The sequence below is a fragment of the Photobacterium galatheae genome (assembly GCF_000695255.1).
In the GTDB taxonomy this organism is placed as follows: domain Bacteria; phylum Pseudomonadota; class Gammaproteobacteria; order Enterobacterales; family Vibrionaceae; genus Photobacterium; species Photobacterium galatheae.
The window spans coordinates 143,533-156,200 of sequence record NZ_JMIB01000006.1; the positions used below are offsets into that span (position 1 = coordinate 143,533).

A 12,668-nucleotide genomic window follows, 5' to 3' on the forward strand; every position below is an offset into this window, starting at 1 on the left:
AGCGTCAGCTGGCCGCTGCCAGCATTACCGACTGGTACAAATCCAGTTCCACAGACACGCGCTGACCTGCTTGCAGGATCATAGGGGTATTCACAATCAGGTGGTGCCCCTTATAGTCCACCGTATAGCGACAGCTGTCGCCCATAAACTGCTGCTCCAAAATCACGCCTTCTCCCTCTTCATCCTCAATGAGTTTCAGATTTTGCGGCCTGACCAGCCACTCAACGTGTTTTCCTTCCCCAAAAGTGACTGCACGAGACAAATCAATGGGGCCAAGCGGTGTCTGCAATTCATGCTGATGCACTGTTGCAGGCAGATATGAGCCAGCCCCAAGAAAATCCGCCACAAATCGACTGCAGGGCTGGTAATACAATTCTGCTGCTGTGCCGAATTGTTCAATCACACCGTTATGCATGACGGCAAGGCGATCTGCAAAAGCAAAAGCTTCTTCCCGACTGTGGGTCACGAAGATAGCAGTCACCCCCTGTGCTTTAAAGATCCGGCGGATTTCCCGGATCAGACCATGCCTGACCTGGGTATCGATATTCGAGAAAGGTTCATCCAGCAAGATTAAATCTGGCTCGCAGGCCAATGCCCGGGCAATCGCAACACGCTGCTGCTGACCACCAGACAGCTGATGCGGGTAACGCTGCCCCAATCCGTCCAGGCGCACCAGAGACAACATTTCAGCGACCTTGGTCTTGGCCTTGGTTTTATCCCAGTGACGCAAACCAAAGGCGACATTCTCTGCCACTGTCAGATGCGGGAAAAGCGCATAATCCTGAAAGATCATTCCAATATTGCGGTTTTCGGGCGGCACCCAACGCTGGCTATCCACGATTGTCCGGTCATTGATAGCCATACTCCCCTGTTCCAGCGGCAGCAGGCCGGCAATCGCTTTCAGTAAAGTGGTTTTGCCGCAACCACTCGCCCCCAGCAAACAGACAATCTCATTGTCCTCAACCACCAGAGACAAATTTTCCAGAATAGCCTGACCGTTATAACGGCACGTCAGATTTTGGACAGATAGCGCATGACTCATCAATGTGATTGCTCCAGTGAACGGTTAACAACAACCAGGGGAATTAACCCGACGAAGACAAGCAAAATCGCAGGCAGTGCCGCCAGCTCCAGCTGCTCATCAGAGGCGTAATTGAACACATAGGTTGCCAGGGTCTCAAAATTAAACGGGCGCAGCAGCAGAGCGGCATTCAGCTCTTTCATGGACTCAATAAACACCAGCAGACCCGCAATCAGACAGCCTCGCCGGATCAGCGGGAGGTGCACCCGACGCAACATCGGCACAGACGCACAACCCATCGTTTTCGCAGCCATATCAAGTGACGGCGAGATCTTCGCCAAACTACTTTCCACGCTCCCGACCGCCACGGCACCAAAGCGGACAACAAAAGCAAAGATCATGGCAAACATGGTGCCAGAAAGAACCAATCCCGGACGTCCCCAGTCCATGGCACGAGTGAAATCATTGATCAGATGATCCGCTGAGGTCAGCGGGATCATCACCCCAATGGCCAGCACAGTTCCCGGAACAGCATAACCCATCGCGCTCATCCGCATTGGCGCAAGACTGACCGGCCTGCCATCCAGCCGATGATAGAAGTTCACCAGCAGCGCGACCACAACAGCCAGTAGGGCTGCACTTCCGGAGACCATCAGACTGTTAATGCTGTATTCTCTGAACTCAGCCGTCCAGCTTTGTGCAAAGTAGTGCCAGGCGTAGTAGACCAACTGCAAAAATGGCAAGACAAAAGCGAATCCAATCAGTCCCCAACACCAAATTAAGGCCAGTGCTTTTTTCCAGCCCGACAACAGGTATCGAACATCTTCATTCGGCCCATTGTGTTGCTGAAAGAGTTTCTGCCGTCTGCGACTGAATCGTTCCGCACTGATCAGCAAAAAAATCGCCAGCAGCATCAACGCGGAGATCTTCGCCGCAGCATTGAGGTTGGAATAGCCCAGCCAGGTGTCATACACCGCTGTCGTCAGTGAGTGAACGGCAAAGTAACTGACGGTCCCAAAGTCACCCAGCGTTTCCATGGCGATCAGTGACAATCCGACCGCAATCGAAGGCCGCGCCAGGGGCAAAGAGATACGACGAAAACTCTCTAATGGCGAACATCGCAGTAACCGGGCAGACTGCAACAGGCTGGCACTCTGCTCCATGAATGCCGTTCTCGCCAACAGGTAAATATAGGGGTACAACACCAGCGCCAGGACAAGACAGGCACCACCCAAGGTGCGAATGTCGGGGAACCAGTAATCCTGATAGCTCTGCCAGCCAAACCAGTCCCGAAGCAGAATCTGAACCGGCCCGGCATAATCCAGCCAGTCGGTATAGATATAACCAATAATGTAACCCGGCATTGCCAGCGGCAGCACCAGCGCCCATTGTAGCCATTTTTCCCCGGGTAAACGGCACATAGCCATCAGCCACGCAGATGGCAGGCCAAATACCGCAGCAAGCAAAGATGTTCCGAAAACCAGTCCCAGTGTGTTGAGCGTATAAGCGCCCATCACGGTGTCCATCAGATGTGAAAAAAGCTCATCGGACGCGCCAATCGCGGTATAGAAGATGGCCAGAATCGGGATGACCAGCAGTACGCCGAAGGTCCAGCCACTGGTTTGCCAAAGGGGATATTTGTCTTTCATTGCCTACAACTTAGTATCCTTGACCGGACACGATAGTAACTGTTGCTTCAGTCAAGCAACGCCTGCGTCCAAGCAGTTCGCGAAAAAAACGCCCCAAAGATACCAGACAAAAGTGCAAAAGGGGCCAACCGGCCCCTATTTTTCTTTCACTTACAGGTCAAACTGCACTTCATCCAGCAGCTTGGTCGCTGCACTGTGATGCTCGGCAATCGCCTCCAGCGGCAGTTTATCCGCTCGGAAGTCACCCCAGGATGCAACCAGCTCTGAACGAGAAACACCAGCTTTCACCGGATACTCGAAGTTCACTTCAGCATACATGTGCTGCGCCTTGTCAGAAGTCAGGAACTCCATCAGCTTCTTCGCGTTGTCTTTATTTGGCGCATATTTCGCCATCGCCATACCACTGATGTTGACATGGGTGCCGTTCGCCTGCTGGCCCGGGAAGTCAATGTAAACCGACTCAGCCCAGGATTTCTGGCTGTCATCGCTCAGCATCTTACCCAGGTAATAGCTGTTACCAATCGCCAGATCACACAGACCTTCTTTCACAGCTTTCACCTGGCCCCGGTCGTTCCCTTGTGGTTTACGCGCCAGGTTTGCTTTCACGCCTTCCAGCCAGGTTTTGGTTTCAGCTTCACCATAGTGAGCAATCATTGAAGAAACCAAAGAGATATTGTAAGGATGCTTGCCAGAACGAGTACAGATTTTGCCTTTCCATTCTGGCTTCGCCAGATCCAGATAGTCAAAACTTTCTGGCAAATGGCCAACACGGTCGCGGGAAGAATACACACTGCGCGTACGCAGCGTCAGGGCAAACCACTCATCATCAGAGTCGCGATACTGAGCCGGAATGTTTTTCTCAATCAAGTCGCTTTGAACCGGCTGAACCAGGCCTTTATTGCTCAGCTCCGCCAGACGGCTGATATCTACAGTCAGAACCACGTCTGCTGGGCTGTATTCACCTTCCTGAGCCAGCTTCTCAGCAATACCGTCTTTAGCAAACTTCACATTCACTTTGATGCCCGTTTCATCAGTGAACTCTTTCAGCATCGGCTCAATCAAAAAGGGTTGGCGCAGAGAGTAAACATTGACTTCTTCAGCAGCAAGCACTGCTTGTGGCGCAGACAGACCAAGTAATACGGCTGAGGCGAACAGCTTTTTCATCGAGCAATTCCTTAATACAAAAATGAATGATAACGTTTATCAGTATCGCTCAATTATACTGTAGCAGTCCCATCCAACAATGCGTTGAAACAAATGAACACAAAAAAACGCTGCCATTCGGCAGCGTTTTTGACAATTTTGTGAATTAGTTCAGATTTAGAGCAATTATTTAACACTGACAAACTCAGGATAAGCATCGATACCACAATCGTGTAAATCCATACCTGCCATCTCTTCTTCTTCACTCACACGGATCCCGATGGTGTATTTCAGAATCGCCCACACCGCCAGACTCGCCCCGAATACCCAGGCAAAGATGACCGCGGCACCCAAGAGTTGCGCCCCAAAGCTGGCATCCCCGTTGCTAAATGGCACCACCATCAGACCGAAGAAACCGCACACACCGTGCACAGAAATCGCACCCACCGGGTCATCAATTTTCAACTTATCCAGACCAACGATGCTAAAGACCACCACAGCACCGGCAATCACACCGATAATCACAGCCGCCATGGGTGATGGCGACAGAGGATCCGCCGTAATCGCAACCAGACCCGCCAGCGCACCGTTCAGAATCATAGTTAAATCCGCTTTACCCCAGGTGGTTTTACACACCGCCAGTGCTGCCAGCGCACCAGCCGCTGCTGCCGCATTGGTGTTCAGGAAAATTTTACCGACCGCAGTCGCGTTCTCGAAATCCGACACCATCAGCTGAGAACCACCGTTAAACCCGAACCAGCCAAACCACAGAATGAATGTCCCGAGTGTCGCCAATGGCATATTCGACCCAGGAATTGGCAGGATTTCACCATGTTTGCCATATTTCCCTTTCCGGGCGCCCAGCAGCAACACACCCGCTAATGCCGCAGACGCACCCGCCATATGCACAATCCCTGAGCCAGCAAAGTCACTGAAGCCCGCCGCAGACAAGAAGCCCCCCCCCCAGGTCCAGTAGCCTTCAATCGGGTAAATCACAGCCGTCAGCACGACGGAGAAAATCAGGAAGACCCAAAGCTTCATTCGCTCAGCCACCGCACCGGAAACCACAGACATCGCCGTCGCGACGAAGACCACCTGGAAGAAGAAATCAGATTCCAGCGAATGATCCGCGCCATCAGCCTGCGTGCCGAACATTGCTCCAAATGATGGCAGCCAGCCTCCCTCACCGTTATCAACATACATAATGTTGTAACCGACAATCAGATACATGGTGCAGGCGATCGCGTACAGACAAAAGTTTTTCGTCAGAATTTCAGTGGTATTTTTTGAACGCACTAAGCCCGCTTCAAGCATGGCAAAACCAGCTGCCATCCACATTACCAGTGCGCCAGAAATCAGAAAGAAAAAGGTGTCGAGTGCGTAACGCAACTCCGTCACTGTGGTTGATAATTCCATGGTCATCGTCCTCTTATCACATCTTGTTGTTATAATGCTTCGGCATCTGTCTCACCGGTACGGATCCGCACCGCGTGGTCCAGGTCATACACAAAAATCTTACCGTCACCGATTTTGCCGGTATGGGCCGCCTTGCTGATTGCCTCAAGAATGATCTCAAGGTTCTCAGCCTGCGTGGCAATCTCCAGTTTGACTTTCGGCAGGAAGTCAACCTGATATTCAGCGCCGCGGTACAGCTCAGTGTGACCCTTCTGGCGGCCAAATCCCTTGACCTCAGAAACCGTCATCCCCTCGACGCCGACATCTGCCAGTGCTTCACGAACATCATCCAGCTTAAAAGGTTTGATAATTGCATTGATGAGTTTCATTAACCTGCTCCTTAAACCTGTGCATCCCTCAGTCAGTACACAGTCAAATAAACAAGCTTCGTGCCAGTTTTTAAAACAAATAGAAAACAATAAGTTATCGAACCGGAAACCAGGTTGTACAAAAAAGCCGCACCATCATGGTGCGGCTGATTCCCCGAAAAGAAGCAAGCGGCAGGCTGTGCTCGCCTTCCTCAGCTACCGACCTGCGATAAATGCACGCCAGGCATGCAAAACCTGCTCAAGGTCTTCAAAACCACAGCAGGAAACAGCTTCGTCATCATAATGGCTCATGTCTTCTTCCAGCTCCTCTTCCGTGTTGAAAAACAGGTAGTTGGCCTGAACAATTGCTTCATTATCCTGAAGGATTAACGACATTTCTTCACCGGATAACTGCCATTCTTTTGTGGTGCCTTTGAGTGCACCAAGTTGAGTCAGAATCTGAGTGATCTTCGCCTCGTCATCGCTGACTTCTTCGATCAGCCAGCGGCCCAGCGCTTCATGTCCCATTGAAAAAACAACATGATAGCTGCCATCCAGCATATTTTTCTTAAACTCGTAATCCATACCTGCCCTACTCTTGTTCTTTTCGCCACCAGGCGGTTTGTCGATTGATCATTTGCTCGATAGACTGAATGCAAAAGGCATCATCAAAGCCTGGCATCGCAGTGCATGCTGAAAGCAGGCGCGCACCATGTCAGGAACTCACACAAATTGCAACCCGCTTCCTCCCGCGCTCCGGCAGGAACGGACAAGGCTCGTTTATGAAAATCATTATTGCGCCGGATTCCTACAAAGAAAGCCTGACCGCAATGGCTGTTGCCGAAGCCATTGAACGCGGCTTTCGTCAGGTTCTGCCAGATGCCGATTACCAAAAACTGCCGATGGCCGACGGCGGTGAAGGCACCGTGCGTTCACTGGTGGATGCGACTGATGGACAAATCATCCACCAGCATGTCACCGGGCCATTGGGCCATCCGGTCAATGCCTTTTATGGTTTACTGGGAGATGGCAAAACGGCGGTGATCGAGATGGCTGCCGCTTCAGGGCTGCACCTGGTGCCAATGCAAGCAAGGAATCCACTGCTCACCACCAGCTACGGCACTGGCGAACTGATCAAAGCTGCACTGGATCAGGACATCGATCATCTCATCATCGGTATCGGCGGCAGTGCAACTAATGACGGCGGCGTCGGGATGCTTCAGGCGCTGGGTGTTCAATGCCTCGATCAACACAATCTGGCGATCGGGGATGGCGGCGGCGCACTCTCACACCTGACAAGCATCGACTTATTCGGGCTGGATCCCCGACTGGCAGAAATCAGGCTGGAAGTCGCCTGTGACGTCGATAACCCGCTTTGCGGTCCCCAGGGTGCCTCCGTCGTCTTTGGCCCACAGAAAGGCGCAACCCCAGCCATGGTCACACAACTCGACCATAACCTGTCTCACTTTGCCGATGTGCTCTGCCATCAGCTCGGCCGCGATATCCGGCAACATCCGGGGGCTGGTGCCGCAGGCGGTATGGGGGCAGCACTGCTTGGCGTCCTCAATGCAACACTGCGCCCCGGGATTGAAATTGTGATGGATGCCGTCCGGCTGGATGATGCCATGGCCGATGCCGACCTTGTGATTACCGGTGAAGGCCGGATCGACAGTCAGAGCATTCACGGGAAAACCCCTGTGGGAGTGGCACGGGCAGCCAAACGTTTCGGACTGCCGGTCATCGGTATTACAGGCAGCCTGTCTGAAGACTGCGGTGTGGTTCACGACCATGGGATTGATGCCGTATTCAGCGTCGTCAATCGTGCCTGCGATCTGGAAGAAGCATTGTCGCAAGGCGCAGCTAATCTTGAACTGACAGCCCGTAATGTTGCTGCCCTGCTCACTATCGGCGGTCAGTTGAAAGCGCAACATCCATCGACATAAAAACACCGATAACAACACCCAGAAAAAAACGAACAAAAAAAGGGAGCCACCGGCTCCCTTTCAATTGACACATTGTCAGCCGACAGAATTACACGGCCGCCTGAACAATCACGTCATCAGCACGCTTGGTGTACTGATCCATGCGGTGGAAGTTCAGATAACGGTAAGTATCTGCTGCCGTCGCATTGATTTGCTTCGCGTACTCCAGGTACTCATCCAGCGTCGGAATACGACCCAGAATGGCACCCACAGCAGCCAGCTCCGCAGAAGACAGGAAGACATTCGCGCCTGTACCCAGACGGTTCGGGAAGTTACGGGTCGAAGTCGACATCACAGTCGCTTTATCAGCAACACGCGCCTGGTTACCCATACACAGCGAACATCCCGGCGTCTCAATCCGTACTCCGGCACGTCCGAAGATACCGTAGTAACCTTCTTCAGTCAGCTGGTCGCGGTCCATTTTCGTTGGCGGAGCCACCCACATCCGGGTGTTCAGCTGACCACCGAATTTATCCAGCAGCTTGCCGGCAGCACGGAAGTGGCCGATGTTGGTCATACAGGAACCGATGAAGACTTCATCAATCGCGGTCCCCTGAACATCAGACAGCAGACGTGCATCATCCGGATCATTTGGCGCACACAGAATCGGCTCTTTGATCTCAGCCAGATCGATTTCGATCACATGAGCGTAATCTGCATCGTTATCGGCTTCCATCAGAGAAGGGTTCGCCAGCCATTCCTGCATCGCTGTAATACGACGCTCAATGGTACGACGATCACCGTAACCTTCCGCGATCATCCACTTCAGCATCACGATGTTTGATTCCAGGTACTCAGCCACAGATGCCTGAGACAGTTTCACGGTACAACCCGCAGCACTACGCTCAGCAGATGCATCAGACAGCTCGAACGCCTGCTCAACGGTCAGGTGCTCAACACCTTCGATTTCCAGGATACGACCCGAGAATTCGTTGATTTTACCGGCTTTCTCAACCGTCAGCAGACCTTGCTTGATCGCGTAGTAAGGAATCGCATGAACCAGATCACGCAGGGTAATACCTTCCTGCATCTCGCCTTTGAAGCGAACCAGAATTGATTCAGGCATATCCAGCGGCATCACGCCTGTCGCCGCAGCGAAAGCAACCAGACCAGAACCAGCCGGGAAAGAAATACCCAGCGGGAAGCGTGTATGCGAGTCACCACCGGTACCGACAGTATCAGGCAGCAGCATACGGTTCAGCCAGGAGTGGATCACGCCGTCACCCGGACGCAGCGAGACACCGCCACGGTTCATGATGAAATCAGGCAGGGTGTGGTGCGTGTTCACATCCACCGGCTTCGGATACGCCGAGGTATGGCAGAAAGACTGCATGGTCAGATCGGCTGAGAAGCCCAGACATGCCAGATCTTTCAGCTCATCACGTGTCATCGGACCCGTGGTATCCTGAGAACCCACAGTGGTCATTTTCGGCTCACAGTAGGTGCCGGGACGGATGCCATCAACACCACATGCTTTACCCACCATTTTCTGTGCCAGCGTGTAGCCTTTGCCTGTATCTGCCACCGGCTGAGGACGACGGAAGACTGCTGATGCTTCCAGACCCAGAGATTCACGGGCACGGTCTGTCAGGCCACGACCAATGATCAGCGGAATACGGCCACCGGCACGAACTTCGTCGATCAGCACGTCTGTTTTCAGTTTGAAGGTCGACACGACTTCATCGCTACCGTGGCGACGGACTTCACCTTTGAATGGGTAAACATCAATCACATCACCCATGTTCAGCGCAGTGACGTCTACTTCGATTGGCAGTGCACCGGCATCTTCCATGGTATTGAAGAAGATTGGCGCAATCTTACCGCCCAGCACGTAACCACCGGCACGTTTGTTCGGCACATGCGGGATATCATCCCCCATGAACCACAGCACAGAGTTCGTCGCAGATTTACGGGAAGAACCGGTCCCCACAACATCACCGACGTAAACCAGTTGATGACCTTTTTCTTTCAGGGCCTCAATTTGTTTCATCGGACCAATACTGCCCGCCTGATCCGGCTCAATGCCATCACGCTCGTTTTTCAGCATTGCCAGTGCGTGCAGCGGGATATCTGGACGTGACCATGCATCCGGTGCCGGAGACAGATCATCGGTATTCGTTTCACCTGTGACTTTAAAGACAGTCAGCGTGATTTTTTCAGCCAGTTCAGGCTTAGACAGGAACCATTCTGCATCAGCCCAGGATTGCAGGACCTGCTTGGCAAATTCATTGCCGGCTTTTGCTTTCTCTTCGACATCATAGAAAGCATCAAACATCAGCAGGGTGTGAGACAGTGCCTTCACGGCAATCGGAGCCAGCGCGGCGTCATCCAGCAGGCTGACCAGTGGCTCAATGTTATAACCACCTTGCATGGTGCCCAGCAGTTCAGCGGCTCTTTCTGTACTGACGATAGGAGAAGAGGCTTCACCTTTTGTAATCGCTGCCAGGAAACCTGCTTTCACATAAGCTGCCTCATCCACACCCGGTGGGATGCGGTTTTCCAGCAGATCAATCAGGACGGCTTCTTCGCCTGCAGGGGGATTTTTCAGCAGCTCAACCAGAGCAGCAGTTTGCTCGGCGTCCAGAGGCTTGGGAACAACCCCTTCGGCAGCACGCTCTTCGACGTGTTTACGGTAGGCTTCAAGCACGACATATTCCTCTTTTTTCGGTTTAACCAACCGGTTAAACATCCTTGGAAGTGATTGCCCTCTCCGGTTTTCTCGCACGCATTATGCTTGATTTGATTCAGACCTTTGTGGCGTGCAGGAGAGACCAAAACCGGTTACGGAGCATACCATTTTTAACTAAAAATTAAAATCGGACGGACTTTTACAACATTCACAAAACATGAAAAATCCGCTTCTTACAACTCTCCTCCAAAGAATAAATAAAATGAACTCAGATCTTCTTCAGTCTGACCATAAGCCAGGATGAACGGCCCAAACGGCGTGGTAATTCCGGTAAAAATACTCCCGGCATAATAGCCGGGTATTTCTGAAGCTTTGAGATCCGGGTTGTTATACACGCCCCCCCACTCCAAAGAGCCGCCCAGATAGATTGACGACTTAAACAGACCAAAGTCGTTATCCATCAAGTGGTAACGGTACACCAATGCTGAAAAAAGCTTATTATTACCAGACAGGCTATTTTTCGGGATACCGGATAAATTCAGAAAACCACCCAGCTCTTTCGGATCGAGTCGCAAATCTGCATCGGAGCGGACTTTACCGTACTCCGCCTTACCCATGACTGTATGGCGACCAAAGGTATAGGCCCCTTTCCAGCCGATATCAAAATGTAACGAGGAGTCTGCAAATTTATCCCCCTGATATCGGACACTGTCATCCGATGAGGCCACTTCAGCCAGGAAATAGTGCCCGTCTTTAGGCAGGGTAAAATCATCCAGTGTGTCCAGATTGTATCTGAGGTAAATCCGACGACTACTGCGCTTCTCACGCCCCAATTGGAGAATCCCGGGAAACTCTGTTTCCCCGTCACCGAACAGATAACCCAGCCGGAACTCCTGCCACAGCGTCGGCTGCCAGCCGATCGAGCTGTCAATCGACACATCGCTGAATCGGGCAGCCAGAAAATCATCAATTTTTCTCAGATCCGGTTCTTCGCCGGAAACCGTGACATGCGTATTGGTCACGTCATACGACATGCCCAGCACCGAGAACCATTCCTGATCATTGGTGAAAGGTACATAGAGTTCGGTCGCGATGCGTTTGTCAGAACCATATTCCAACTCATTGCGCCACTCTGCTCCTTTCTCCGACAATCCGGTTGCCGTCAGCGCCAAGCCAATTGAATAGTCCGTGTTATTGGCAAAATCATCTTCGAGCGCAAAGCGCATGTCTATAAAATTCGGCCCCCAGCTTTTCGCTTTCACTTCCAAAATCAGGATATGACGGTTATTTCGGCGCACGATTCGGTAATCCACCCGTTCAAACCTGTCCAGCGCGTAAAGGTCACGAACACTTTTCTCAAGCTGCTCAGTATTCACTCGCATGCCCGGTTTCAGTTGCAGTCGATCCAGTAACACCGCGTCCGCATAAGCACTGTTGTTGATCAGCTTGATTTCATCAATCCGTCCTTCTTCCAGAAATTCCAGCCGGCGACGTGCAGCCTGCTTTTTCTCGATATAATTCTGATAGATAGTCGCGCTGCCCAGCGCTGAAAGCTGAAAACGTTGCGCCTGTACCGTGTGATAGCCACTGTCAAAGGCTTCCGGCATCCGATCAAAGTCTGTGGTGGTAATGCCCTGAATATCGGGCCGCAGCAGAAAATCAGCCTCCTTCAGCAAGGCTTCCTGACGGGCCGCGTTGTCCCGAACCATAAAGTCGGTCAGCTGATCCATCACCACCAGATAGTCGGTCAACTCATCCGCCGTTTTAAAGTCGTTACTGATATCCACCGCAATGACAACATCCGCTCCCATTGCTTTCACCACAGAAATCGGCAGATTATTGGTGATCCCGCCATCAACCAACAGCTTGCCATCCAGCATCACCGGGGGCAGTAAGCCCGGCACTGACATACTGGCTTGCATCGACTCGGCCAAGTCCCCGCCGGATAACACGACAGGTTTGAGATGCTCAATATCCGTCGCCACCGCCCGGTAAGGGATGGGCAGCTCATCAAAACTGGCCATCCAGGGTAGATTCCCAGAGGTCGTTCGCAGGATCTCCCCCATCGTCTGCCCCTGCACGAAGCCCCGGGGCACCTTCACTTCCCAAAAAGAGAATCCAAAATCTGTGATGATCTGGAACCGGTCTTCCTGCTGTTTCTCCCGGACCCGGCGCTCACTGCGTTTGACGCGGTCTTCATAACCCGACGCCCAATCGACAGTATTCAGGATGGCTTCGATTTCATCCGCACTCATGCCTGCAGCATACAGCCCCCCGACATAAGCACCCATGCTGGTTCCGACAATATAGTCGACCGGTATCTGCATTTCTTCCAGTGCCTTCAGCACCCCCACATGGGCTGCCCCTTTCGCACCACCGCCACCCAGCACAAGTCCAACCTTGATCCGCTTAGCATTTTTTTGCTCCGCAAATACTAAAGTTGAAGAAAACATTGCCGATATCACAAGAAATAATGCAAAA

At 52.2% G+C, this 12,668-nt stretch carries 9 protein-coding genes; 1 reads left to right on the top strand and 8 read right to left on the bottom strand.

Annotated features, from left to right (window positions below):
* Window positions 1–4: 4 nt before the first annotated feature.
* The 6 genes from EA58_RS04635 to EA58_RS04660 form a co-directional block, all read right to left on the bottom strand.
* Window positions 5–1,042, bottom strand: a complete 1,038-nt coding sequence (locus EA58_RS04635) for an ABC transporter ATP-binding protein (protein WP_036749522.1) — start codon at window positions 1,040–1,042, stop codon at window positions 5–7.
* Window positions 1,042–2,670 carry an ABC transporter permease gene (locus tag EA58_RS04640; protein WP_036749525.1) on the bottom strand — a complete coding sequence of 543 codons (1,629 nt, stop codon included), beginning with the start codon at window positions 2,668–2,670 and terminating at the stop codon, window positions 1,042–1,044. Before EA58_RS04640 ends, EA58_RS04635 begins: the two co-directional genes overlap by 1 nt.
* A 150-nt stretch (window positions 2,671–2,820) precedes the next feature.
* Complete coding sequence (locus EA58_RS04645; protein ID WP_036749528.1) at window positions 2,821–3,834, bottom strand: Fe(3+) ABC transporter substrate-binding protein; 1,014 nt, start codon at window positions 3,832–3,834, stop codon at window positions 2,821–2,823.
* 165 nt (window positions 3,835–3,999) lie between these two features.
* A complete protein-coding gene (locus EA58_RS04650; RefSeq protein ID WP_036749839.1) occupies window positions 4,000–5,229 on the bottom strand; it encodes an ammonium transporter in 1,230 nt (409 codons plus the stop codon).
* A gap of 29 nt (window positions 5,230–5,258) precedes the next feature.
* Window positions 5,259–5,597 carry a P-II family nitrogen regulator gene (locus EA58_RS04655; RefSeq protein WP_036749531.1) on the bottom strand — a complete coding sequence of 113 codons (339 nt, stop codon included), beginning with the start codon at window positions 5,595–5,597 and terminating at the stop codon, window positions 5,259–5,261.
* A gap of 195 nt (window positions 5,598–5,792) precedes the next feature.
* On the bottom strand, window positions 5,793–6,161 hold the full coding sequence (locus EA58_RS04660; protein ID WP_036749533.1) for a YacL family protein: 369 nt from the start codon (window positions 6,159–6,161) through the stop codon (window positions 5,793–5,795).
* 197 nt (window positions 6,162–6,358) lie between these two features.
* Between EA58_RS04660 and EA58_RS04665 the strand changes: the two genes are divergently transcribed.
* Window positions 6,359–7,519: a glycerate kinase gene (locus EA58_RS04665; RefSeq protein WP_036749535.1), complete on the top strand. Its 1,161-nt coding sequence runs from the start codon at window positions 6,359–6,361 to the stop codon at window positions 7,517–7,519.
* Window positions 7,520–7,607: 88 nt separating this feature from the next.
* Here EA58_RS04665 and acnB read toward each other — a convergent pair whose 3' ends face one another.
* Window positions 7,608–10,205 carry a bifunctional aconitate hydratase 2/2-methylisocitrate dehydratase gene (acnB, locus tag EA58_RS04670; RefSeq protein WP_036749843.1) on the bottom strand — a complete coding sequence of 866 codons (2,598 nt, stop codon included), beginning with the start codon at window positions 10,203–10,205 and terminating at the stop codon, window positions 7,608–7,610.
* 215 nt (window positions 10,206–10,420) lie between these two features.
* Complete coding sequence (locus EA58_RS04675) at window positions 10,421–12,640, bottom strand: patatin-like phospholipase family protein (protein WP_081819558.1); 2,220 nt, start codon at window positions 12,638–12,640, stop codon at window positions 10,421–10,423.
* Window positions 12,641–12,668 lie beyond the last annotated feature (28 nt).